This is a genomic window from Pediococcus stilesii (assembly GCF_001437075.1).
Lineage (GTDB): Bacteria > Bacillota > Bacilli > Lactobacillales > Lactobacillaceae > Pediococcus > Pediococcus stilesii.
The window spans coordinates 78167-101817 of record NZ_JQBX01000004.1 but is presented as its reverse complement, the minus strand read 5'-3'; the positions used below and the strand labels follow the sequence as shown (position 1 = coordinate 101817).

The 23651-nt window shown below is 37.7% G+C and carries 26 protein-coding genes and 1 other annotated feature; of the genes, 1 reads left to right on the top strand and 25 read right to left on the bottom strand.

What is annotated here, in order from left to right:
• Nucleotides 1–227: 227 nt before the first annotated feature.
• From gndA to IV81_RS02785, 11 genes are all read right to left on the bottom strand, one after another.
• Nucleotides 228–1646, bottom strand: coding sequence for an NADP-dependent phosphogluconate dehydrogenase (gene gndA, locus IV81_RS02835; RefSeq protein ID WP_057802078.1), 1419 nt, complete (start codon nt 1644–1646; stop codon nt 228–230).
• Nucleotides 1647–1770: 124 nt separating this feature from the next.
• Nucleotides 1771–1953: a 50S ribosomal protein L32 gene (rpmF, locus tag IV81_RS02830; protein WP_002831400.1), complete on the bottom strand. Its 183-nt coding sequence runs from the start codon at nt 1951–1953 to the stop codon at nt 1771–1773.
• 49 nt (nt 1954–2002) lie between these two features.
• Nucleotides 2003–2542 (bottom strand): YceD family protein, encoded by a 540-nt coding sequence (locus tag IV81_RS02825; RefSeq protein WP_057802076.1) that lies wholly within the window; start codon nt 2540–2542, stop codon nt 2003–2005.
• 57 nt (nt 2543–2599) lie between these two features.
• A complete protein-coding gene (locus IV81_RS02820) occupies nt 2600–3703 on the bottom strand; it encodes a nucleotidyltransferase family protein (protein WP_057802074.1) in 1104 nt (367 codons plus the stop codon).
• 5 nt (nt 3704–3708) lie between these two features.
• A complete protein-coding gene (locus IV81_RS02815) occupies nt 3709–4452 on the bottom strand; it encodes a class I SAM-dependent DNA methyltransferase (RefSeq protein ID WP_057802072.1) in 744 nt (247 codons plus the stop codon).
• Nucleotides 4452–4808, bottom strand: a complete 357-nt coding sequence (gene rsfS / locus IV81_RS02810; protein WP_057802070.1) for a ribosome silencing factor — start codon at nt 4806–4808, stop codon at nt 4452–4454. Before rsfS ends, IV81_RS02815 begins: the two co-directional genes overlap by 1 nt.
• 17 nt (nt 4809–4825) lie before the next feature.
• The gene (gene yqeK / locus IV81_RS02805; protein WP_057802067.1) at nt 4826–5428 is read right to left on the bottom strand and encodes a bis(5'-nucleosyl)-tetraphosphatase (symmetrical) YqeK; all 603 of its coding nucleotides are present in this window, start codon (nt 5426–5428) and stop codon (nt 4826–4828) included.
• Nucleotides 5421–6062 carry a nicotinate-nucleotide adenylyltransferase gene (locus IV81_RS02800; protein WP_057802065.1) on the bottom strand — a complete coding sequence of 214 codons (642 nt, stop codon included), beginning with the start codon at nt 6060–6062 and terminating at the stop codon, nt 5421–5423. The genes yqeK and IV81_RS02800 overlap by 8 nt, the downstream gene beginning before the upstream one ends.
• 10 nt (nt 6063–6072) lie before the next feature.
• Complete coding sequence (yhbY, locus tag IV81_RS02795) at nt 6073–6384, bottom strand: ribosome assembly RNA-binding protein YhbY (protein ID WP_057802063.1); 312 nt, start codon at nt 6382–6384, stop codon at nt 6073–6075.
• Between the two features lie 15 nt (nt 6385–6399).
• Nucleotides 6400–7512 (bottom strand): ribosome biogenesis GTPase YqeH, encoded by a 1113-nt coding sequence (gene yqeH / locus IV81_RS02790; protein WP_057802061.1) that lies wholly within the window; start codon nt 7510–7512, stop codon nt 6400–6402.
• Entirely contained in the window at nt 7496–8035 is a 540-nt protein-coding gene (locus tag IV81_RS02785; RefSeq protein ID WP_057802058.1) for a YqeG family HAD IIIA-type phosphatase, read from the bottom strand. Before IV81_RS02785 ends, yqeH begins: the two co-directional genes overlap by 17 nt.
• A gap of 151 nt (nt 8036–8186) precedes the next feature.
• Here IV81_RS02785 and IV81_RS02780 point away from each other — a divergent pair, with 151 nt between their 5' ends.
• Nucleotides 8187–9113, top strand: coding sequence for an NADP-dependent oxidoreductase (locus tag IV81_RS02780; protein ID WP_057802056.1), 927 nt, complete (start codon nt 8187–8189; stop codon nt 9111–9113).
• An 85-nt stretch (nt 9114–9198) separates the two neighbouring features.
• Here IV81_RS02780 and rplT read toward each other — a convergent pair whose 3' ends face one another.
• From rplT to polA, 14 genes are all read right to left on the bottom strand, one after another.
• Nucleotides 9199–9552, bottom strand: a complete 354-nt coding sequence (rplT, locus tag IV81_RS02775) for a 50S ribosomal protein L20 (protein WP_057802054.1) — start codon at nt 9550–9552, stop codon at nt 9199–9201.
• Between the two features lie 62 nt (nt 9553–9614).
• Nucleotides 9615–9812, bottom strand: coding sequence for a 50S ribosomal protein L35 (gene rpmI, locus IV81_RS02770; RefSeq protein ID WP_002833800.1), 198 nt, complete (start codon nt 9810–9812; stop codon nt 9615–9617).
• Nucleotides 9813–9836: 24 nt separating this feature from the next.
• On the bottom strand, nt 9837–10337 hold the full coding sequence (infC, locus tag IV81_RS02765) for a translation initiation factor IF-3 (RefSeq protein WP_057802052.1): 501 nt from the start codon (nt 10335–10337) through the stop codon (nt 9837–9839).
• 41 nt (nt 10338–10378) lie between these two features.
• Nucleotides 10379–10504, bottom strand: a sequence feature (ribosomal protein L20 leader region).
• A 55-nt stretch (nt 10505–10559) separates the two neighbouring features.
• On the bottom strand, nt 10560–11285 hold the full coding sequence (locus tag IV81_RS02760) for an LrgB family protein (RefSeq protein WP_057802050.1): 726 nt from the start codon (nt 11283–11285) through the stop codon (nt 10560–10562).
• Nucleotides 11282–11695 (bottom strand): CidA/LrgA family protein, encoded by a 414-nt coding sequence (locus tag IV81_RS02755; RefSeq protein ID WP_057802048.1) that lies wholly within the window; start codon nt 11693–11695, stop codon nt 11282–11284. Before IV81_RS02755 ends, IV81_RS02760 begins: the two co-directional genes overlap by 4 nt.
• Nucleotides 11696–11866: 171 nt before the next feature.
• A complete protein-coding gene (locus tag IV81_RS02750) occupies nt 11867–12598 on the bottom strand; it encodes a LytR/AlgR family response regulator transcription factor (protein ID WP_057802046.1) in 732 nt (243 codons plus the stop codon).
• Nucleotides 12595–14346 carry a sensor histidine kinase gene (locus IV81_RS02745; RefSeq protein WP_057802044.1) on the bottom strand — a complete coding sequence of 584 codons (1752 nt, stop codon included), beginning with the start codon at nt 14344–14346 and terminating at the stop codon, nt 12595–12597. Before IV81_RS02745 ends, IV81_RS02750 begins: the two co-directional genes overlap by 4 nt.
• A gap of 163 nt (nt 14347–14509) precedes the next feature.
• Nucleotides 14510–16453: a threonine--tRNA ligase gene (gene thrS, locus IV81_RS02740; protein WP_057802042.1), complete on the bottom strand. Its 1944-nt coding sequence runs from the start codon at nt 16451–16453 to the stop codon at nt 14510–14512.
• Between the two features lie 295 nt (nt 16454–16748).
• Nucleotides 16749–17684 carry a primosomal protein DnaI gene (gene dnaI / locus IV81_RS02735; RefSeq protein WP_057802040.1) on the bottom strand — a complete coding sequence of 312 codons (936 nt, stop codon included), beginning with the start codon at nt 17682–17684 and terminating at the stop codon, nt 16749–16751.
• A 2-nt stretch (nt 17685–17686) separates the two neighbouring features.
• Nucleotides 17687–19057: a replication initiation and membrane attachment family protein gene (locus IV81_RS02730; RefSeq protein ID WP_057802038.1), complete on the bottom strand. Its 1371-nt coding sequence runs from the start codon at nt 19055–19057 to the stop codon at nt 17687–17689.
• Nucleotides 19054–19530 (bottom strand): transcriptional regulator NrdR, encoded by a 477-nt coding sequence (gene nrdR / locus IV81_RS02725; protein ID WP_057802036.1) that lies wholly within the window; start codon nt 19528–19530, stop codon nt 19054–19056. The genes IV81_RS02730 and nrdR overlap by 4 nt, the downstream gene beginning before the upstream one ends.
• A gap of 1 nt (nt 19531) precedes the next feature.
• Entirely contained in the window at nt 19532–20152 is a 621-nt protein-coding gene (gene coaE, locus IV81_RS02720; protein WP_057802034.1) for a dephospho-CoA kinase, read from the bottom strand.
• 4 nt (nt 20153–20156) lie between these two features.
• Complete coding sequence (gene mutM / locus IV81_RS02715) at nt 20157–20984, bottom strand: DNA-formamidopyrimidine glycosylase (RefSeq protein WP_057802032.1); 828 nt, start codon at nt 20982–20984, stop codon at nt 20157–20159.
• Nucleotides 20985–20999: 15 nt separating this feature from the next.
• On the bottom strand, nt 21000–23648 hold the full coding sequence (gene polA, locus IV81_RS02710) for a DNA polymerase I (protein WP_057802030.1): 2649 nt from the start codon (nt 23646–23648) through the stop codon (nt 21000–21002).
• Nucleotides 23649–23651 lie beyond the last annotated feature (3 nt).

Genomic DNA, 23651 nt, shown 5'->3' with positions numbered 1-23651 from the left:
TAACATTTGAATTTGCCTAGCTGTTACACCATTTAGCTTATAACACTTATAAACTAAGATGTCAGCTGGGCTTCTAATAATTATAATTCAATTTTAAGCCTCAAATTAGATTTAAAATATTCACCCAAATAGGATGAAAATCCAATATTTTAAGACAGTAAAAAAGTTGTGAAAAATATATTATTTATCACAACTTCATCACTAATTAACTGATTATTTAGAAATCTCTATTGTTCTTCATACCATGGATAATGGAAAATACCCTCACGATCCACTCGTTCATAAGTATGTGCTCCAAAGTAGTCCCGTTGTGCTTGAAGCAAGTTAGCAGGCAATACTTCTGAGCGGTATGAATCATAGTAAGCAACTGCAGCTGAAAGCGCAGGAACAGGAATTCCAGCTTTTACTGCAAGTGCGACAACATCACGAACTGCATCTTGATATTTCGCAGCAATCTTTTGGAAATACTCATCCATTAATAGATTGTTTAATTCGGGATTCTTATCAAAAGCATCCGTAATATTTTGTAAGAAACGTGCTCGAATGATACATCCAGCACGCCAGATCTTAGCGATTTCACCGAACTTCAGATCCCAGTCGTAGTTTTCAGAAGCAACCCGCATCTGTTCAAATCCTTGAGCATAACTCATAATTTTACTAAAGTAGAGTGCTTGACGAATCTTTTCAACGATTTCTTTCTTGTCAACATCGATATCCGCACTTGGGCCAGTCAAAACTTTGCTTGCCGCTACACGTTCGTCTTTTAGCACTGAAATATACCGTGCATAAACTGATTCCGTAATTAGAGATTGTGGAACCCCAAGTTCAAGGGCATTTTGAGAACTCCATTTACCAGTTCCCTTATTACCACCCTTATCCATAATTAAATCGACAATTGGTTTATCCGAACCCAAGTCATCAGTTCTTGTCAAAATATCAGCAGTAATGTCGATAAGATAGCTATCTAACTCACCTTTATTCCATTCAGCAAAAATATCAGCAATGTCTTTAACCGATAAACCGACCAATTTACGCATCAAATCATAACTTTCATCGATTAATTGTTCGTCACCGTATTCAATTCCATTGTGGACCATCTTAACGTAATGACCAGCACCGTTAGGTCCAATATACGTAACACATGGTGCTCCATCTTTCGCTTTAGCAGCAATTTGCTCAAAGATTGGTGCAACAAGGTCATATGCTTCTTTTTGACCACCAGGCATCATTGAAGGGCCCTGTAAAGCACCCAATTCACCACCAGAAACTCCTGTACCAATGAAATTAATGCCAGATTGATCTAATTCCTTATTACGGCGCATCGTATCTTCAAAGTACGTATTTCCGCCATCAATTAAAACGTCACCCTTATCCAACAGTGGCAAAAGCTCTGCAATTACTGCGTCGGTTGGTTTGCCGGCCTTAACCATCATCATTATCCGACGTGGTTTTTCCAAAGAGTTAACAAAATCTTCAATTGAGTATGCAGGCACCAAGTTTTTATCAGCGTGATCTTGCATAACCTTTTCTGTTTTTGAAGCTGTACGATTATAGATTGCAACGGTATATCCGCGGCTTTCAATATTTAAGGCAAGGTTTTTACCCATGACAGCCATCCCTACAACACCAATTTGTGGTTGATCCATCGTAATTCCTCCTGTTAAAAAACTTTTTGTTTAACTAATACTATCAAAAAACTTAACCATATTAAAGAACTTGGCACAAAAAAAGAAACAAAAGGACCTAGGCTCCTCTTGTTTCTTTTCTGAATTAGTTAGCTTTCACGTCAATAACTTGTTTACCGTTGTAGTAACCACAACTTGGGCAAACACGATGTGAAACTCGTAATTCACCACAATTTGGACATGGTGCCAAACCTGGAGTAGTTAATTTAATGTGTCCACGACGATTACGTTTACGTGTCTTTGATGTTCTTCTTGCTGGAACAGCCATCAATGAGCACCTCCTTTAAGAGAATTACGGTCTCCCGCTTTTTATTGCCTTACGCTTCAGGTTTATCGTTAAATAAATCCTGTAACTTTGCAAGGCGTGGATCAACTGGTTTATCTTGCTCAGACTCGTCGTCCGCTTCAGAAATAACTTGCCATTCTGATCCAGAAGGCATAATTCCTGCTTGTTCCTCCTCAGGCGTCAATACCTGCATTGGAACTTGGAGAACGACATTGTCCTCAATTAGTTTATCAACGTCGATCTTATCATCCTGCGCCAACATAACTACGTCTTCTTGCGGAAAACTACTGATTATGCTGGCATCATCAACATAGATCTCACTAATCGTAAAATCTAAATGCATATGAACCGGCGTCAAAGATCGCGATGAAGGTACCGTCAACTCACAGCCGATCTCAGCATCAATAATAACTGAGTCTCGATCATTTGTCACGACGCCCTTAAAACTGATTGGTGAGCACTTAATAACTACATCTGGAAAGCGTTCGATTAAAGATTGTTCTAAATCCATCGTTTCATCGAACTGAAACGGTTCTTTATGCTTACGCAGTTCCGTAAAATACCATTCCATACTGAACCTCCAATGCAACAGAAACAATTATACCATGTGGTTTTTGGTTGTCAACGTTTATTCCTTGACATCATCCGTAATAATTGGCGATTTACCCCAATTATATGGTGAAACTAACTGATATATTTCATCTGCTCTTTTTGTGATTTTATAATTTGTCGCAAAATCCACTTTAGAAACTTTAGTCATTAAAAAGTTTTTAAGTTTCTTTTCCTTAATGTAACGGCGTCCAAGAGAATTGGTAGCCAATAGCCGCGACTTAGATAACTGAAATCTTTCGTTATGAATATCTAAGAGAATATTCAGCATTTTTCTTTGAATACTGGTATAGGTGTATCGTTTAGTTTTTAAGTTTTTCATCAATGTCAAAAAAGAATCACTGCCATCTAACATACTTAAAACTCGATATTCAAAACCTTCATTCATATTTTTAACGTGGCTGAGACTTTCAGGAGACGATATTAGAATTTTATACTCCAACAATTCCCAATAATCATCCCAAATCACAGGTTTCGTCGCCGCTAAAACTTCCTTTGTCGCTGTTGGAACTGCCGATTGGTATTCTTGATCATTTTTTAGAAAACTTTTGCGAATCGACGAAGCACTTGCAATATCTCCACCCACATTAGAATCTAAATGATTCGCACCGATTCTTTGAATTGGCAGTAATTGCATTTTCGATTTGCTAGATTGAGCGTTCCAGTAGGCATAATTAATTCCTAAAATATCATTTGAATTAACAATATCGGTTCCGTGAAATAGCTGACTGGCAAAATTTTGATTGTACGAAAGTTGTTCGTTAAAAAGACGGTCTATAATTCGACTTTCTTTTTCAAAATCAAGATTAGGTGTCTCACTCCCAAATGCTAAGTAATCACTTTGCATTTCGTTAGCAATCGTTACCCCGGCGTGAGCGAACTCACGTGCCGAATCGGTCGCATACTCGGTTGGAATCTCAACCACCAAATCCGCCCCATTCATCAATGCTAAACGAGCCCTTTCCCATTTATTAATTAATGCTGGTTCTCCACGCTGCACAAAATTACCGCTCATCACAACGATTAGAATATCAGCACCCGTTTTTTGCCGCGCTTTTTGTAGTAAATAGGCATGTCCATTATGAAACGGATTAAATTCAGCAATGACCGCACACGCCAGCATTTTCATTACCTCCTACAGCTAAAAAACCATCGAGTCGTTGTTTCGTTGACTTCCGCATGTCCAAAATCGGCATAACATTGAACCGAAGTAAACCCTGCTTCTTTCAGTAGTTCTAGATATGTTTTCATTTCATAGGTTCGTTCAAAATGTGTTTCTTCGGTTCTCTTAAACGCTTCAACCCCGGCATTTGTCATTTTGGTAAAAAAGGTTAAGTCATGTTCAATATGATAACAATCTTTTCCGGCAAAACTCGACCAAATAAACGCCTTGCCATCATCTTGATAATTAAACATATATCCCGGATAAACCACGCCAGTTTGATAAGGTGTTATTACATCAAAGATAAATTGCCCATCTAACCTTAAATGCTTGTAAACCTCTTTAAAAGCTTGCAATACCTGATCTTGGTTTGGAAGATAACAGAAGGAATCTGCGTAGCACGAAACAACATCAAATGACGTTAACTCGCTTAAATCCAGCATATTCCCTTGAATCAGCTCTAAGTCAACATCTGCCTCTCGCGCATGCTGATCTGCTAACGACAACATTTCTTCTGATAAATCAAACCCGGTAACTCGCTGATTATTCTGAGCCAATCGAACCGCTAGACGACCGGCTCCGCATGCTAGCTCTAACCAATCTTTCTGCTGCTTTAAATCGACTTCTTTTTTGGTATAATCAAACCAATTTTGATACTCTTCTTCATCAAAAAGCTGATCATACAACTCAGCAAACGTCTGATAAATCATTATTCCGTAATCCAGTCAGTCGTTTCAACTGCGTCAGCTTGAGACCACAATTTTTCTAAATTGTAATATTTTCTTTGGTCAGATTGGAATACATTGATGACAATGTCTCCCAAATCAATTAAAATCCATTCTGCGGCTCTTTGCCCTTCGATTCGGCGAATTTCAAGATTGTTTTCTTTAGCTTTTTCTAAAATTTCATCAGCGATTGCACCCACTTGACGATTCGAATCCGCACTAGTAATGATGAAATAGTCAGCTAATGTACTAATTTCTCGAACATTTAGTACAACCGTATTCTCAGCTCGCTTACTGTCAGCGGCCTTTACTATTAATTCTAATTTTTCTTCGTTATTCAATATAATTCTCCTAAACTCTATATTTTAGAAATCCAAGCATTATAACTATCGATGGTAGCAGGAAAAACGGCTCGGTTATTTGCTACAAGATAAGCTAAAGTACTCTTCATTTGAAACGCAACGCCCTTGGCTAAACTTTGTTCAGTAATAATTCGGGCCTGTTCGACACCTTCAAAATCACGACCATCTTCAATATAATCTGCCATAAATGTGATTTGATCCAGAAGCGTCATGTATGGCGCTCCTACAGTGTGCCGTCGAATCGCGTTTAAAATATCCTCGTCAAAAATGTTCAATTCCTTTTTGACAATTTCAGCTCCAACCACACCATGCCAGATTGCGTTACCATAATCTAATAGCAATGGATCTAGTTCTAATTCATTAATGTACTTAATGAACTCACTATCCGATCTCTGCTTTGCATAGTCATGCAATAAAGCCGCAATACTTGCTTTTTCAAGATCAAAATTATTTTTTTCAGCTAATTGAATTGCCTTTTTTTCAACACGTAAAATATGGTCAAACCTAGAACCTGTCACGCTTTTACCCACTGCTTCAATCAATTCCGTTCTGGACATTGGAATATAATTTTTTTGGTAGACTAATTCTTCGCTATTCATATAAATGATGCTCCTTTATATAATTCTCGACGCTTGTTGGTACTTGGTAACGAATTGAACACCCACTTTTAACATTTTTTCTAATCCCAGTCGAGCTAATATCAAGCTTAGGCGTATCAACCCAGATGATTGGGTATTGACTTCGTTTCGCATACTTTGGTCGATCAACACCAACGAACTGGACCATTCGCGCTAGATCATCAATTCGATGCCAGGTCGGCAAATAGTTTACCATATCACCGCCGATAATAAAGAAATAATCATTTTCCGGATGTAATCTTTTTAATTCTTTAACTGTATCATATGAATAACTAGGTCCCTGTCGATTAATTTCGATTAAATCAAGGTCAAACAATGGATTACCTGCAATTGCTAATCGAACCATCTCAACGCGATGTTTTGCAGCAATGGCTTGCTTTTTATCAACATGAGGTGGAATATAGTCTGGAATAAAGAGTACTTTATCCAGTCCCAGCTGGGTTCCAACCTGGTCTGCAATCAATAAGTGTGCCAGATGTGGTGGATTAAATGTACCACCCAAGATTCCGATTCGTTTACCATTTTTAGAAAAAATTGGTTGCTCGACTACTTCAACTTGAACATCCGTTATTGTTTTTGAATTTGTTGCAATCAAAATTATTCACCTATATTTTTTTAACTTCGTTTGAAATCTCACGGTTTTCTTCTGCTTCTGACACTTTAAAAAGTACCAAAACCCGTCCGATAACTTGCACAACTTGAATGTTAGTATTCGATTCAATAAAGTTTTTTAACTCAGACGTTGTTACGTCGGAACTTTGCTGAATATTTATCTTCAAAAGTTCATGATTGTCTAGCGCTCCGTCCAGCTGGTTTAACCATGCTTCAGTTAAGCCATTTTTACCTATTGAAAATACAGGACGATATGAGTGTGCCCGCGCCCTTAGATATCTTTTTTGTTTTCCTCTTAATTCCATTAGTTCTCCTTTTTATTAAATCAATGATTTTCTTATGACGACAGAGATTCCCTCGGGTGCCCATGCCGTAACTTTGCTACCTTCTCGAACTGAGATCCATCCTAATCCTTCAAAAACAACATCACTATTTTGATCAATATTAAAATGATGTGCCACAAGTTGGGGAAGGTTTGCAATATTTTCGGCGGAAGGTGGTGTCAACAGTTCTCCCGCATGTTTTTCGTAAAATGAATCGGCATTTTCCAACTTTGTACGATGAATCATTAAATTATTCTCAAAATAAGCCGTTACCGAACCTACAGAGTACTCATAATCAAACCTTGCTAGTGCTCCCGCAAAGAGCGTTTGTCCATCGTTTAATTGAAATACACGTGGTTTAATCGTTTTTTGAGGCGAGATGTACTTCAAATCTTCCGCTGTCAAAACATGCGCCATTTGATCATTATGAATAATTCCTGGAGTATCGATTAGATTACTATTTTCATCAAACGGAATTTCAATACGGTCCAATGTTGTACCTGGAAAACGTGAAGTGGTAATTAAATCTTTAATGCCATTTCGAATTGAAATCAAACTATTGATTAATGTCGATTTACCAACGTTAGTTACCCCAACCACATAAACATCGCGGCCTTTGCGTAGTTTTTCAATTAATTCAAACATTTTTTCGACAGATTCAGCATTTTTGGCGCTGGTAATTACAACATCTTCCGGCATAATCCCATTGGCGTTAGCCTGACGTTTTAACCACTCTTTCATCCGATTTCGTTTTAACGATTTAGGGAATACGTCCTCTTTATTTCCGACCAAAAGGACCGGATTATCGCCAACAAAGCGGTGTAATCCTGGAATTAAACTACCATTAAAGTCGAACATATCAACAACGTAAACAACAAGTGCATCTGCTTCACTTATCTGGCTAAGTAATTTTCTAAAGTCATCATCGCTAATATTCACGGGTGCGATTTCGTTATAATGCCGTAGTCTAAAACATCTTTGACAGTATAGTTGACCAGTTTCTAGGCCCTTCTTTAAAGCAGATTCGGGTGTGTATCCCGGCATTTTTTTATCGATTGTTTGCAGTTGCGCACCACAGCCAATACAGTGCAAATCATTTTCTTCGTTCATTATCCAGCTCCTTATGCCAAACTAAATCAGGGTGTTTTTTCTTTAGTAGTCGCTTAATAAATAGTTCTAAAAAACGATTAAATTTTGTATTCCACGCATCCGATTGAATTAATGGTTTTACCAAGACACCACGAATTCCAGACAAGTTTGCCGACACCATGTCTGTTATAAGTTGGTCTCCAACCATAATGGTAGATTTTTTTTCTAAATTATAGCGTTTAACTACTCTATTAATGCCAATCGTAAGCGGCTTGAGGGCTCTTGAATCAAATTCAAGTCCAAAACTTTGGACGGCCTTTTTAACTCGGTTATGGCTATTATTTGAGACAACGATCACTTGAATGCCCGCTAATTTTAATTCCTCAATCCACTGTTTTAATTCTGCCGTACCTTCCGGATTATTCCATGCAATTAATGTATTATCAAGATCCGTCAGAACCGTGGTAATTCCTTGTTTCTTTAAATCTTGTGCAGATAAATTATAAATTTTCTCAATCATCCACGTTGGTTTAAAAATATTCATTACTCTTCTCCCATAAATACTATCTGTTTAATTATAAACGATAATGATGGTTTTTGAAACGAGAAGCTTAATTCTCTTCTATAAGCTAAAAGCTTTGTTTTTATTTAATAATGTATTATCGTAAAGATAAAAATATTTGAGGTGAATAGTTATGAAAGCAATTGGTGTTTCTGAATTTGGCGATCTTGGCCATCTTAAAATGTTAGACGTTCCTACACCCGAACCCACCAAGGGTCGAATTATCATCAAAACGGATGCGTTTGCTTTAAATCCGTACGATATAGGTATTATCGACGGCTCGCAATCTAAATTTCGGCCGATCAAGCTTCCAGCAATTCCTGGAAGCGACGTAGCTGGAGTTGTGGTTGATAAGGACGCCTCCGTGACAGAATTTAAAATTGGCGATCGAATCGTTGGTCGCGCCAACATAGCTGGGTATGCTGAATATGTTTCTGTCCCTCACTTACGGGCCGTTAAAATTCCAGATCAAGTTAGTTCCGAAGTTGCGGCAGCATTACCAAATGCAAGCATCTCGGCCTATGACATTGTGTTTGGTGCTCTTAAAGATCATCATTTTTCCACGGCTCTAGTAATCGGTGCAACAGGTGCCGTTGGTTCGACCGTCAGCCAAATTTTAGACAACGAAGGTAAAAACGTCTCTGTAGTAATTAATTCTGCTAAGGTCGATGATCTTGCACCATTCTCATACGAAAAAGTTGCCTTCTATGATGCACCTGAAACAATTGATTCGCTACCGAATTTTGACGTGATTATAAATGCCGCCCCACAAACCGAACTCGCTTCAATTTACGCCAAGCATCTAAATCAGGATGGGGTCATTTTATCAACGACTGGTGTTGAACAATTCGATCTCCCGGAAAAGCAAAAAATCGACTTCAGCGACGTTGACTTTAAATTAAACCACGCCGCTCTTGAGTACCTAGTTAAAAATGTTGGAGAGAAAAAACTATCAATCGCGGTTGCTAAAATTCTAGATTTTAACGTTCAAGATGTAAAAGCCGCTTTAGATACTATTCGCGATCATCATCCTAGTGGTAAGTACGTGGTGAAGTTGTAACAAACACTTAAAATAAAAAGGATTGGTTTCAAAACACAAGGTTTTGTTCCAATCCTTTTTATGTACATTCATTCTGAAATTCAGATTAAAGAGCCTTTTTTGCTTCTTCAGCTAAGTTCTTGAATGCGTCAGCATCATTAACAGCAAGATCAGCAAGCATCTTACGGTTCATATCGATTCCAGCTTCCTTAAGACCGTGCATTAATTTGCTGTAGCTCAAACCATTCATTCTTGCAGCAGCGTTGATCCGTGCAATCCAAAGACGACGGAATTCGCCCTTACGATTACGACGGTCGCGGAATGCGTACAATCCTGACTTCATAACTTGGTCTTTAGCAACCTTAAATTGAATATGTTTTGCACCGCGATAACCCTTAGCAAGTTTTAAAACGCGTTTACGACGACGACGTGTAACTGTTCCACCCTTTACTCGTGGCATAATAATTCCTCCTTAAATCACCCGAAGGTCATTCATTCTTTTAATAATTTGAATTACTTTAATTAGATATTTGAAAGTAATTTTTTGTAACGTTTTACGTTCGTACTATCCATCATATCAGTACCACGTAATTGACGACGTTGCTTTTTAGTCTTGCCGTGAAAACGGTGACTTGTATAAGCATTTGCACTCTTAAGTCCACCATTAGCAGTCTTCTTAAAACGCTTTGCAGCAGCGCGGTTTGTCTTCATCTTAGGCATAATCTGTTCCTCCAGAATCTTAAATTATTTATCAGTATTTGGAGCTAGCACAAGAAACATGCTTCTGCCGTCCATCTTTGGACGAACCTCAACGCGAGCGACATCAGAAGTTTCTTGAGCCATTCGTTCAAGTACTTGGCGACCAATCTCTTTATGAGTGATTGCACGGCCTTTAAATCGAATCGATACACGGACCTTATCACCCTTACTTAAAAACTTAACTGCATTTTTAAGTTTGGTATTAAAATCATTTGTATCAATTGTTGGACTTAAACGAATTTCTTTAATACTGACAGTCTTTTGCTTTTTACGAGCTTCGCGTTGTTTCTTTTGTTGCTCGAAACGATATTTTCCATAATCCATAATTTTGGCAACCGGTGGCTTTGCCTTAGGAGAAACGACTACGACATCAAGATTTGCTTCTTCAGCAATCTTGATAGCTTCTGCCTTAGACTTAACTCCCAATTGATCACCATTAACACCAATTAAGCGGACTTCTCTAGCCCGAATGGTTTCATTTACCATTACATCATTTGCTATGGTTCTTCACCTCCAGGAAAATTAGCGAGAATGCAGAAAAACGGATGGCACACGCCACCCGTTTCATATTGGATATAAAAATCCATTCAACGTTCTTTAGCCCAGCAACTTGTTAGTTACAAGGCGAGAAGCGGTGGCCTCTGCTTTTTCTCAACGTTTAATAGAATATCAAATTTTATCTTTCCTGTCAAACATTTGCTTCGTAACTCACATAAAAAGACGTGCATAGATTGGAACCAGTATATCCATCACCAAAGCAATAACTACAACCGCCACTGACGCCATCGCCCCTTGAACCGAACCCAATTGCACTGCTTTAGCAGATCCGATTGTATGTCCAGAAGTTCCCAATCCCAAACCAATTCCAACTTTAGAGGCCCGATTGAGTTTGAATATTTTAATTAAAAATTCTGCTAAAGCATAAATAATAACGGCATTTAAAATGCAGACCATTGCCGTCACTGCCGGATCTCCACCGATACTTTTAGCAATTGGCATTGCCACCGCCGTAGTTGCCCCCTGTGGAAGCATTGAAGCGATCGAAACTCTTGATAGACCAAACAATTTCGAAATCATATGAATTCCAAAAAGTGAGATAAAACCTCCGATAAACAACGTCAATAAAACATCAACCCAGTATTTCTTAAAAACATCGTTTCGTCGATACAACGGGATTGCGAATGCGACCGTTGCTGGATTTAAAAACCAAAATATTATATCACCGCCCGGTTTATAAAAACTTTTATACGCAGTAATCGTTGAGACATTCATGTATTTTCCAATTAGAATTAATATTATTATTCCTAGAACCATGCCAGCCAGAAGTGGAGTAAAAAGAAAGAATCCCCTACTTTTTTTAAAGAGCCAGACTCCAATCAAATAAACTAAAATTGAAATTAAAATTCCAGTAAATGGTGTCGCTAAACCGTTCATTTTTGTTCCCCCCTTTTATCCATATTCTTTTCAAGTCCCCGATGAATTTTAATAAAGAAGGCGCCACAGTACGTAATAACCACCAAAAGAATTATTGTCGCAAAAACGGTAACAACGACGTCTTTGACCCCTTCATTTTGAATTAACTTTAAACTACCGGCCAATTGAATCCCCGACGGAATAAATAAAAATGAAATTAGACCAATCAACGAATCGCCTAAATTTTCAACCTGGCTCAACTTAACAACATGCGTTAGCAAGAGCAAGTATAAAATGATCATTCCAATCAGTGGTGCAGGTACAACAAATGTAGGTGGAAAGAGACTAGAAATAATTTGAGAAACAAATAGAATCGCTGCAAATATTCCCATCTGAACAAGTAGTGGTGTTTTTTTATCTTTGTTATCCATCAAAACCCCTCCAAATCTAGTGGTAACCTTTTCTTAACAACTCGTATTTTAGCTCATATTTAGACGTTGTTACCGCTTTCACAACGAAAGACAAAAAAGAAGGGCTGAAGTACCTTAACGCGGTTGTAAAATGCCTCCCATATTTTATCAATAAGAGAGGCATTTACAATTTTAAATTATTCCTAGTGCTTTTTTAGTAACATTGACATATGAGCGACTAACCGCAATCTTTGAATTATCATTTAAAGTTAGCTCATAAGTGTGATTAAAACTCGGCTGTAGTTCCAAAACAGAATTCAAATTAACTACAAAACTACGATGAACTCTTAAAAAATGATTTGGATCCAGTTGACTGATTATACTAGTCAGAGTTTCTTTGCTCTTTATTTTTGAACCTTGCCGCGTATGAATTGAAACTATTCCACTTTTGGCTTCTAAATACAGAATATTTTGTTTCTGGATCACCATTGTTCTTTCCTCATTAGTCACCGAAAGACGTGGATTATCGTACTTTTTTTCATCGCTTTCTGCTTTCCCTCTTTTACCAATTAGTCGATTAATTCGGATTAGTGTTTGATCAATGCGAATTTGGTCAAAGGGCTTTAATACGTAATCAATCGCCTCTGCGTCGAAGGCATCCAGTGCATATTGATCATATGCCGTAGCAAAAACAATGTATGGATGTTGAGGAAGTTTTTTCCATAACTTTGCTAAAACCATACCATTCCCATCATCCAACTGAATATCTAGAAAAACTACGTCTGGATTAGCTGTTTGAACCATATCTTGAGCGCTCTCTACTCCATCGGCTTCCTTAACTTCTTCGACCATTGAATTGTTTTGCAGAAGATAGCGTAATTCAGAACGTGCTAAAGGTTCATCATCAACAATTAAAATTTTCACTTTTCTCCTTCCCCCTTTTCCATATAAGGAATCACAACTCTTACAACCGTTCCATAGTGGTCACTGTCCACCTTTAATTCTCCATCACTACCATATAGACCAGATAATCTAGCACTTAAATTCTGTAATGCCGTACCACTACCTTTTTTGGAAGAAATTGCATCTTTACCAATTTTACCAATTATTTCCTTGTCGATGCCGGAACCATTGTCAGCTACCCTTAACTCCAATTTATCTTTTATTCGAGCCACGCGAATACTGACAACGTTATTGGTTTTACTTTTTGAAAAGGCATGCTTAATCGCATTTTCAACTAAAATTTGGATTGAAAATGGTGGGATCATTACATTTTCATCAACCGTATTATTAAAATTTATTTCATATTTATCTGGAAAACGAGTTTGTTCCAGCGATAAATATGCTTTTACATGCTCAAATTCTTTTGCGAGCGGAATCACCGTTTCCCGAACACCTAATAAATTGGACCTAAAGTAAGTGCTTAGTTGTAGCAAGAGCGATCTTGCTTGGTCGCTGTTTATTCTCATAACAGCACTGATTGTGTTAATAGCATTAAAAAAGAAATGTGGATTAACCTGTGCCTGTAAAGATTTAATTTCGGCATCACGGACCAGATTTGATTGTTTTTCCATTTCACCAAGCATTATCTGCATGGCCAAAATCTCACCCAACCCTGTTCCAAGCTGGATTTCAACTGGACTAAGCTTCCATTGCTCCGTATGGTAAAGTTTTAAACTTCCGACAATCTTATTTTGAGCCACTAACGGAACTACGATTGCCGAATGTAAAGGACAGTTGGGAACTTTACAATTGATTTCCTTGGCATTATTTCCAATTTGGACTTCACCCGAATTGATTGCCTTTTCAGACAAACTAGTTTTTATTTCTTGACCTGCAATGTGATGATCCTGGCCCGTTCCAGCAAAAGCAAGAATTTTATGTTCATTTGAAATTCCGGCTGCTTCAAAACTCGTATACTTTAAAATAAGTTCAACCACTTTTTTGGCAGCCGTTTTGTTCAATCCCTGACGAAACTCAGGTAGAGTTCGTAAGGCCAACTGTAAAACTGTTTTTGTCTGAGCAGCTTGTACATCGACCTCTTGGCGGAAGTACAGTGAAATAATCGACAAAAATACGGAAGTTCCAAGTGCTCCAATCGTAATCATTGGAATAGCAATATATTTAACTAATGTCCATCCCGTTGGACTAAATATCAGAATAAATATCATCTGAATTGATTCCATTAAAAGACCGATTAAAAATCCTTGCCATGCTTTCATTATTGCAAAATGATGCTGCTTTTGAATTGAAAAGAGACCGGATAAAAAACCAATGATAATTGAACTCGGTAAATAAAATAAAGCATCTAAAGTAAAGGATTCTTGTAATATTCGGTGAACACCTGCCACCATTCCAACAACACTTCCAACAAATGGCCCACCAATTATTCCTGAAACGGTAACTGTTAATATCCGAATGTTAGCGACCGAATCTCCTGGCGAAACGTTCAAAAGAAGCGGGGTAACATCGGTATCATTGTTAGGAGATATTTCAATTCCAATTAAATTAGCGATAATGGTGAATAAGGAAAAAATTACAATTAATTCTACTTTCGTGACTGTATCCGTTCGAAAAAGCAATCTGCGAAATTGAGGTATATTAACAAGGAAAAAGGCCAAAATAATAATTAATCCTACCCTCTCAATTAGCATCATCATTAAATTTATCAAAAAATCTCCCCCATTCATTACCCGATTTATCATTCATTATACATTTACTTTTATGATTGATTATCAATAAAAAGGGCCTGTGACATCAATTTTTTGTCACAGGCCCTTCCCTATCCAAGCTTCATTTAAATTTAAAAATCAATTTATAGTAAAACCGACTTTCTTAATCTTCACGACTGTAAGTTGCAATTTCATTAACCAAGTTATCGATAAATTCCGCACTTGATTCTGATTTTGAACTCTCTTCACCGTAATGCCGTACACTAACTGCATCAGCTTCTAATTCGTCATCACCAACCACCAAAATGTAAGGTACCTTTTGGGTTTGAGCTTCGCGGATCTTATAGCCCATCTTCTCGTTACGATGATCAACTTCAGCACGAATGTCTTGATCGACCATCTTTTGACGTAATTGATCCGCATATTCACCATGCAAGTCATCCTTAACTGGAATAATTGTTACTTGTTTTGGTGCTAACCAAGTTGGAAAGGCACCCTTGTACATTTCAATTAGATAAGCTGTAAAACGTTCCATCGTTGAAACTAAGCCCCGGTGAATCATCACTGGACGATGTTCTTCTCCATCAGCCCCCACGTAATGTAAATCGAACTGCTTAGGTAGCATAAAGTCTAATTGAATAGTTGAAAGTGTCTCTTCATTTCCAAGGGCTGTCTTTGTTTGAACGTCCAATTTAGGACCGTAGAAAGCGGCTTCTCCTTCGGCTTCAACGTAGTCTAATCCAAGGTCATCCATTGCGGCTTTCAACATTGATTGCGAATGGTTCCACATTTCGTCATCATCAAAATACTTTTCTGTATTCTTCGGATCACGATAGCTCAAACGGAATGAATAATCCGTAATATTAAAGTCTTTGTATACTTCAACCATTAATTGAAGGACTTTTTTGAATTCGTCTTGAATTTGGTCTGGCGCAACAAATGTATGACCATCATTCAAAGTCATTTCACGTACTCGTTGTAAACCTGAAAGAGCACCTGATTTTTCATAACGATGCATCATACCCAATTCAGCAATTCGAATTGGAAGTTCGCGGTAAGAACGAATGTGATGCTTATACACTTGAATATGAGAAGGACAATTCATGGGACGTAGTTCCAACATTTCGCCATCACCCATATCCATTGGTGGGAACATATCTTCCCGGTAATGCTGCCAGTGACCAGATGTCTTATAAGCATCTAAGTTCATTAAAACGGGCGTATAAACGTGTTGGTAGCCATGCTTAACTTCTTTGTCAATAATGTAGCGTTCAATTGTTCGACGAATTGTTGCTCCATTTGGCATCCAATAAGGTAATCCAGCTCCAACCTTTGGATCAACAAAGAACAGATCCAAATTATTACCAATTACTCGATGGTCTCGTTCACGGGCTTCCTGTTGACGAACCAATTCAGCATCTAGTTCTTTTTGTTTATAGAACGAAGTTCCATAAATTCTTTGTAACATTGGGTTACTAGACTTTCCTTCCCAATATGCGCCCGCTACAGAAAGTAGTTTGACAGCTTTAATATCGGCCGTATTCAATAAAGCAACGTTATCACTAACGACAATTTTGCCGTCAATATCGTAAACGCTAACTTGATTATCTTGCGCATTACGCTTAATAATCATGGCTTGATAAGGGTCGCCATCAACACTAGCTAAAGCATCGTCTACGCTGACCAATTCGTGCTTCAAAGCAATCTTGGACTTAATCATCTCTTTCATCTTGTCTTCAATTGCTGGTAATTGATCAACTGAAATTTGCTGGTCGGTCTTATCTGTATCAACGTAAAAACCGTGTTCACCATTATCAATTTCGCCAAAATGAACTTCAGGGTAGATACTTTTAATTGCGGCAGTCAAAACTAAGGCTGCGGAATTCCAGTTCACTACGTTTCCGTCAGCAGAATCCTTGGTTACGATTTCAACCTTTGCACCTTGCTCAATTTTTTGGTCCAAACGCACTAATTGATCGTCTAATTTTCCGGCAACCGCCTTTTTTGCCAAGCTTGTGCTGATTGACTTTGCAATATCTAAAACTGAGACCCCCGCCTCAAACGGTTTTACACTGCCATCTGGAAATTCAATTTTAATTTCTGCCATAACCATACTCTCCTTTAATTTTATGTACAAAAAAATCCCTGGTAATAAATTACCAGGGACGTGTTAATTACAACGTTAATTCACGCGGTTCCACCCTCATTGCAGGTTATTAAACTAACCTACCACTCAATTAAAAACCATAACGGTGGCTACCGAGCTGATATTTCGATCAGCCTCTAGTCAATTGGGAAGTTTTTCATTGCTTTGCTTGCAGTCACGGCTCCGCTCCCTGAATTAAAAACTACATGTTTGACTGTGATTTATAACAACCATTTTACCTATTTTTTTCAGCTTGTCAATCTTGTCGATGATTTTTTCCAGTCATTGATATTTCAGTACTGAGAAATTTAATTCGTTCCATCAGCCTTTTGGCCTTCAACGGCTCCGCCTCACCACGCTGATTGACAGTTAAGTGTTCTCTTTCTAATTGGCTCATTGAAAAATTAGAGGTAAAGAACGTTGGAAGTTCTTCTTGCATTCGATACTCTAAAATCACTCCTAAAACATCATCCCTAATCCAGGAAGAAATGCTGTCTGCACCAATATCATCAATTACCAAAATTGGAGCTTTTTTAACAGCATCAATTTTATCTTGAATGGTGGTGTTTTGTTCACCAATTGCGTTTTTTAATTCAACCGCCAGACTCGGAAAATGAATAATAGTTGTCGAATATCCTCCCTGATCGGCCAACGCATTTGCCATTGCTCCCATTAGATAAGTTTTTCCAACTCCAAAACTTCCCGTTAGGTAGACCCCCTTATGGAACCCTCGGGGGTCATCCAAATAACTTGTAACAAAATCAATGACCACTGACAAAGCGTCCGTTCGCTCAGGCTCCTGGTAGTAATCTTCCAACGTTGCTCTTTGAATTAGTTTTGGCATATTAATCGATTTAACTAAGGCACGTCTTTTTTGCTCCTGTTCCATTAGATTCCTTTGTCGAGTAGGAACATATTCAATATCAATTAGATGATTGCTCAACACTAAAACAGGCTGATAACCTGGCAAAAACGTCGGTTGATTAGCTTCGATCTTTTTTCGTTCGGTCACAAATTCATACAGTTTGGCGGCACTACGTTCAACCGCTTCTTTTGACAGTTCTTCCTTGTGTTTTTCACAAAATGCAATCACTTCAGGATCAGAATAAACAGTTTTCATAACATCTCTAAATCGTTCATCAAGCTTTCTTTTGCTCATCAATTCCTGTAAAGTTTGTCGAACATTTTCCATTATTACCCCTCCCTACCTCTAGAACGGAGCTTTTTAAGCTGTTCATTAATTTTTTTGGTTGTATTTGGATCGGCTTTTTTAGTTGCTTTTTTGCTCTGCTCATTATCCGGTTTGGCCCAATCTGGAAGCGTCTCCCTTTGAACAATTTTTTTGCTCTTAGAATATGACTTTGTTTTTCGCTCATTTTGCCGATTTCGAACAAAGTTCAAGGCTTCAACGGGAGTTTGAACTTTATTTTTAATCCAACTATTAGCGATTGCCTCGGCTAAATTTTTATTTAATGTAGCATTTCCCTGGTCAACTAGTAAATAATAGATCAAAAAGTTAACAACGCTAACTGGAATCATTCCCGTATTCACTAAGCTCGAAATCACTCTTTCCTCGGCAGAAGTTAAAAATCCGCCTGAAGATTCCTTCAAACTTCTAATAAAGTCAATTGGTGCCATTGCGTACGTGGCATTAATTACTTCTTGCTCTTGTTTTGTTAAATTATTGATTTGTTTATAGTTGATTTTTTCATCAGAAACATTCATCAAATTGGGGGTCTTTTTAGCTTGCACGCCCGAGACTGGGCTATCAAAGGTGGCCGCAATTTTTTTCTTCAATTCATTTTCATCAATTTGATTATCCTGATAGCTTGTTGCCGCTTGGATAAACTGACTCATTTCCATTTCATTGATTCCATAAATTGTCTGTTCAACCATAATCAGGTGTTGATTATTCATTAGACTCTCATGGTCAACAAAACTAGTGCTTAAAATTTGTTCCAATAGCTTGAAATCGAAGTTATGGTTAATTCCCTCATCTTCAATAACTGCATTGCTATCTTCCAATTGATTTTGCACCTTTTCAATTGCCTCTGACTTGTTGATCACGTTATTCCCCAATTGAAAATAATCATTGATTTTCTTTGAAACATTATAAAAATCTTGATGGTTAGATGCAGCTTTTATAAATGAATGACTTAAACGATAGAATTCTTTTTCACCGATCACTCCCAAAAGTAAAGCACTCAGTGTGTCATCCTTAAAAAACTTCATTGGGTCCGCAGGAGGCTGCAATTCATATATAAAAAGTGAACGATTGTCAACCTGCTTACGCAAAGTTTGCATTAATCCTAAGGCTTCTAATCGTCCCCGTGCATCCTCAATTGACGGCAAATCAATTCCTAGCCAGTTCAGTAAGATCACATGTCGATATTGGTTTTCTAAACTTACAGTCTCTTCTTCCAATTCCCAAAGGACTGATATTAAGCTGTAGGCATCTGATGTTAAAAGCGGGCGATAAAGTGCAACCAAAGCTTTTCGTTCAAGGTCGCTTGCTTTCCGCTGGCAGTTAATGATAAATGAATCATTTGGTGCTAACTCATTCATTTACTTTTTCCCTTTTCCTCATCTTTTTTGACCATGTCCTGTAATTCATTCAAGAAAACGTTCATATCCTTAAATTGGCGGTAAACACTGGCAAACCTAATATATGCAATTTCATCTAAGTCGACTAAAATGTTCATTACGTATTCACCGATAATTTGGCTTGAAATTTCACTCTCACCCAAAGAGCGGACTTTATTTTCAACCTTATCAACTATATCAGTCATTTGATCCATTTTTACTGGTCGTTTTTCGGCCGCTCGTACAATTCCTCGTAAAATTTTATCACGATCAAATTCTTCTCTTGAGCCATTCTTTTTAATGACCAGCAGAGGGGTCGCCTCTACTCTCTCAAAAGTTGTAAATCTAAAACCGCATTTTTCACATTCTCTTCTTCGTCGAATAACTCGCCCCTCATCGGTTGGACGACTATCAACAACTCTAGATCCATTATTACCACAGTGTGGACATCTCATTTTATTTTACCTCGCCAAATTCTCCAGGGTTTTGAAGCAATTTCTTATTAACAAGCCATTTTACCACTTGTTGTTGCGTGGCTTCAATTGTCCCGCTGGTGTCAATTACAACCGTCGCTTTTTTCATCTTCTCTTCAATTGGAATTTGTGCCTCTATTCTTTTCTTGGCATCTGATTTACTTAAGTTATCTCGCTGCATCAAACGGCTAATTTGCGTTTTTTCATCCGTTGCCACAACCATCACGTAATCCACTGATTTTTCGTATCCTTGCTCAAATAAGACTGGCGCATCCAAAATAACCATTTTTTCACTACTAAGAGTAGCAATTTTTTTTGAAATTTCCGCCCTGATTTGTGGTTGGACAATCGCATTTAGTCTTTTCAATTTATCTGGATCACTGAAAACAATTTTTCCTAGCCGTTTCCGATCAACCGTACCATCCGGATTCAAAAAAATTTTTCCAAATGTGTCCGCAATATCTGACACAACGTTCGAAAAATTTAAAACTGCGTGTGCAATTTGATCCGCATCAACAACTTTAATCCCCTTTTTCTTCAAAAAGTTACTAATTGTTGACTTTCCCATCGCAATACCACCGGTCAAACCTATTATTACTGACATTTATCTACCTCAACACTTGGCAATGAGGGCAAAAGTGAGTCCCTCTCTGAGCAACCTTGATTCGTTCAATTAAAGTTCCACACCGATGACATGGAAGTCCCTGACGATGGTAAACGTTTAATTGATTCTGAAAGCTTCCAGCATGGCCGTCTGCATTTAAATATGAAAAGACCGTTGTTCCCTTTGCCTCAATCGCCTTTCCAAGTTCTGCAAATATGCTTTCACGTAAAAGTTTAATTTCTTCATTAGTAAGCGTATTGGAGACTTGCTGTGGATGAATTTTACTCAGCCAGAGGACCTCGTCGGCGTAGATGTTGCCTAATCCGGCAATCATTGACTGATCAAGTAAAAAGCTCTTCATTCCCCGTTTTCGGCTCCGAAGTTGATGCGTTAAGTATTCCAAAGTTAGTGTCTCCGGCGTGGGTTCAGGACCAATGGTTTTTAATCCACCGATTTGCATCTCTTCACCCGCAGAAACCAGATTCATTCGTCCAAATTTACGAGTATCGTTATATCGTAAATCCTGTCCGTTATCCAACTCGAAAATTACATGGTCATGCTTGCCATACGGCTCTTGCCGCCCTACTACCGAATACTTTCCTTCCATTCGTAAATGTGAGACCATGACTAAATCATCACTAAAATTAAAAAGAAGGTATTTCCCGCGTCTTTTAATATCAATGATTTTTTGATTCTTTAATTTTTCAACAAAGATTGGCGCTTCTGGAGTAACCATTTTGGGATACCTAACAATCACCCGTTCAATGGTTCTTCCTTTAACTAATGCAACTAACCCTCTTCGAACAGTTTCTACCTCAGGTAATTCAGGCATTTTTATTCCCTCCAGTTATTTTGCATCGTACCATGTGTTTCCCCAAGAAGTTTCAACCTTTAGTGGAACATCCAGTTTGATTGCCGAATCCATAACACTTGGTACTAATTTTTTAATTTCTGCCATTTCTTCATCAGGAACTTCAAAAATTAATTCATCGTGTACTTGTAATAACATTCTCGTCTTTAAATTTCTCGTTTCAAGTTCTTTTTCCATATTGATCATTGCAATTTTTATAATATCGGCCGCACTACCTTGAATCGGCGTGTTCATTGCAGTTCGCTCGGCAAACGATCGTAAATTGAAACTTGAAGAATGAATATCTGGCAAATATCTTCTTCTGTGTGAAATTGTTTCAACGTATCCTTGCTCTTTCGCCAATTCAACTGAGGAGTCAATATATTTTTTTACACCCGGAAATTCTTTGAAATAGGTTTCAATAAACTTCTTAGCATCTTTTCGTGAAATGCCAATATTCTGGGATAAACCATAATCACTAATCCCATACACAATTCCAAAATTAACCGCCTTTGCTTGCCGACGAATGTTCGGTGTGACTTCGCTAGCATCCTTTAATCCAAAAATTCGAATAGCGGTACTAGAATGAATGTCTTCCCCGTTTTTAAAGGCTTCTTGTAGATGTTTGTCGCCCGTAATATGTGCCAATACACGCAATTCAATTTGAGAGTAATCAGAAGAAAGAATGTGCCACCCTTTGTGTGAAGGGATAAAGGCCTGACGAATTTTCTTTCCTTCTTCAATTCGAATTGGAATATTTTGTAAATTGGGTTCAATTGACGATAACCGGCCTGTTTGCGTTAAAGTTTGGAGATAAGTCGTATGAATCTTTTGATCATTTGAATGAATCACCTTTAAAAGTCCTTCGACGTAAGTTGACTTTATTTTTGATATTGTCCGATAATTCAAAATATTGTCAATAATAGGCGATTCGCCCTGAAGCTTTTCCAATACGTCTACAGCTGTTGAATAACCCGTCTTAGTTTTTTTAATAACCGGTAACTTCATCTTTTCAAAAAGGACTTCACCCAACTGTTTAGGCGAATTAATATTGAATTCTTCACCCGCTTCACGATAAATATCAGTTTCAATTTCGGCAAGGCGTTCCGTAAATTCACTCTGCATCTGATGTAATCGATCACTATTGACTTTAATCCCACTAATTTCCATTTTAGCTAGGACGATTGATAAAGGTAACTCAATTTCCCAATATAATTTTTCCTGTTTATTATCCACTAACTCTGCTTGAAGCTGTTCCCCTAAAACTTGAATCGCCTTCACTTTACGAGCTAAATGTTTCAATAATATTGTCGTTTCTGGAACAGCCCGCTTCGCACCAGTTCCGTATACTTCAGCATCGGTATCAATTTGATTATAATTATGTTCATGTGCTAATTGACCTAGGTCATTTGAGTTATCATTCGTATCAAGTAGATATGATTGCAACAAGATATCAAAATTAATATTGTCTAATTCAATACCCAAGCGATGTAGTCCGACATACGTCCGCTTTCCATCAAAAAGGTTAACTTTGGTAGTCGAACTACCTAATAAGTTTTTGATAACCGCATTATTCAGCAGTTCAATATCATCACTAACCCAAATGTTTTCTGGGGTCCCAATCACAAAGCCACAAAAATCGGATAAATGGTAGTTTTTATCGAGCATCTCTAAGTAAAAGCAAATTTCATCTGGTAAGTTTTTTAATTGTTCAATATTCTGTTCATCCAAAATATTAAACTTAATTTCTTCATCCACATCCGCTGCCGTTTGATTCATTTGACTTAAGAACGACTTAAAATTCATCTTTTGGTAAAAATTAATTAGAAAATCTTCATTTTTTCCTTCATAGTTGATATCTTGTAAAGAAATTTTAACTGGAGCATCCCTCTTAATAGTTGCTAGTTTTTTAGACATAAACGCCTGTTCACGATCTTCAATTAGGTGCTCTTTCATTTTACTTTTCTTCAATTCATCAATATGCTCATACAGTGTTTCTACCGAACCATATTCTTTTAGTAACTTAATTGCCGTTTTCTCTCCAATTTTAGTAACCCCCGGATAGTTATCAGAAGTATCTCCGGCAAGGCCTTTAATGTCGATTATTTGTTGTGGTGTTACACCTAGCTTTTCCTCAACATAACTTGGAGTGTATTCTTCAACCTCACTGACACCTTTTTTGGTAACTGCTACGGTTGTTTTATCACTACTCAGTTGAGTTAAGTCTCGGTCTCCTGTGACAATTGTTACGGAATAACCCTGCTCCTCCGCTTCTTTTGAAAGAGTTCCGATAATATCATCTGCTTCATAGTCTGGAAGTTCATATGATTTAATGCCATATCCTGTTAAAAGTTCACGTAAATATGGCATCTGTTCTGAAAGTTCCGGCGGTGTTTTAGAGCGTCCACCTTTATAATTATCAAACATTTTAGTTCTAAAAGTCGTCTTTCCGGCATCAAAAGCAACTAACGCGGCCGTTGGCTGATACTGCGCTAAAATGTTATCCAACATTTTGTTAAATCCATAAATTGCATTCGTATGTAATCCGTCTTTATTTGTAAATTTGCTTAAAGAATTATGTAACGCAAAAAAAGACCGAAACGCAATGCTATTTCCATCGATTAATAATAATTTGTCTTTTTCCATAAT

What these genes read in the sequence shown, in the direction of transcription:
- yhbY (WP_057802063.1), bottom strand. Translation starts at nt 6,384, where the DNA reads ATGGAATTAAGAGGAAAACAAAAAAGATATCTAAGGGCGCGGGCACAC.
- IV81_RS02785 (WP_057802058.1), bottom strand. Translation starts at nt 8,035, where the DNA reads ATGAATATTTTTAAACCAACGTGGATGATTGAGAAAATTTATAATTTA.
- IV81_RS02825 (WP_057802076.1), bottom strand. Translation starts at nt 2,542, where the DNA reads ATGGAATGGTATTTTACGGAACTGCGTAAGCATAAAGAACCGTTTCAG.
- IV81_RS02780 (WP_057802056.1), top strand. Translation starts at nt 8,187, where the DNA reads ATGAAAGCAATTGGTGTTTCTGAATTTGGCGATCTTGGCCATCTTAAA.
- polA (WP_057802030.1), bottom strand. Translation starts at nt 23,648, where the DNA reads ATGGAAAAAGACAAATTATTATTAATCGATGGAAATAGCATTGCGTTT.
- yqeK (WP_057802067.1), bottom strand. Translation starts at nt 5,428, where the DNA reads ATGAATAGCGAAGAATTAGTCTACCAAAAAAATTATATTCCAATGTCC.
- yqeH (WP_057802061.1), bottom strand. Translation starts at nt 7,512, where the DNA reads ATGAACGAAGAAAATGATTTGCACTGTATTGGCTGTGGTGCGCAACTG.
- IV81_RS02820 (WP_057802074.1), bottom strand. Translation starts at nt 3,703, where the DNA reads ATGCTGGCGTGTGCGGTCATTGCTGAATTTAATCCGTTTCATAATGGA.
- IV81_RS02815 (WP_057802072.1), bottom strand. Translation starts at nt 4,452, where the DNA reads ATGATTTATCAGACGTTTGCTGAGTTGTATGATCAGCTTTTTGATGAA.
- thrS (WP_057802042.1), bottom strand. Translation starts at nt 16,453, where the DNA reads ATGGCAGAAATTAAAATTGAATTTCCAGATGGCAGTGTAAAACCGTTT.
- mutM (WP_057802032.1), bottom strand. Translation starts at nt 20,984, where the DNA reads ATGCCTGAATTACCTGAGGTAGAAACTGTTCGAAGAGGGTTAGTTGCA.
- rpmF (WP_002831400.1), bottom strand. Translation starts at nt 1,953, where the DNA reads ATGGCTGTTCCAGCAAGAAGAACATCAAAGACACGTAAACGTAATCGT.
- rplT (WP_057802054.1), bottom strand. Translation starts at nt 9,552, where the DNA reads ATGCCACGAGTAAAGGGTGGAACAGTTACACGTCGTCGTCGTAAACGC.
- IV81_RS02730 (WP_057802038.1), bottom strand. Translation starts at nt 19,057, where the DNA reads ATGAATGAGTTAGCACCAAATGATTCATTTATCATTAACTGCCAGCGG.
- nrdR (WP_057802036.1), bottom strand. Translation starts at nt 19,530, where the DNA reads ATGAGATGTCCACACTGTGGTAATAATGGATCTAGAGTTGTTGATAGT.
- rpmI (WP_002833800.1), bottom strand. Translation starts at nt 9,812, where the DNA reads ATGCCTAAGATGAAGACAAACCGCGCTGCTGCAAAGCGTTTTAAGAAG.
- dnaI (WP_057802040.1), bottom strand. Translation starts at nt 17,684, where the DNA reads ATGGAAAATGTTCGACAAACTTTACAGGAATTGATGAGCAAAAGAAAG.
- IV81_RS02755 (WP_057802048.1), bottom strand. Translation starts at nt 11,695, where the DNA reads ATGGATAACAAAGATAAAAAAACACCACTACTTGTTCAGATGGGAATA.
- infC (WP_057802052.1), bottom strand. Translation starts at nt 10,337, where the DNA reads ATGGTAAATGAAACCATTCGGGCTAGAGAAGTCCGCTTAATTGGTGTT.
- coaE (WP_057802034.1), bottom strand. Translation starts at nt 20,152, where the DNA reads ATGTCAGTAATAATAGGTTTGACCGGTGGTATTGCGATGGGAAAGTCA.
- gndA (WP_057802078.1), bottom strand. Translation starts at nt 1,646, where the DNA reads ATGGATCAACCACAAATTGGTGTTGTAGGGATGGCTGTCATGGGTAAA.
- IV81_RS02760 (WP_057802050.1), bottom strand. Translation starts at nt 11,285, where the DNA reads ATGAACGGTTTAGCGACACCATTTACTGGAATTTTAATTTCAATTTTA.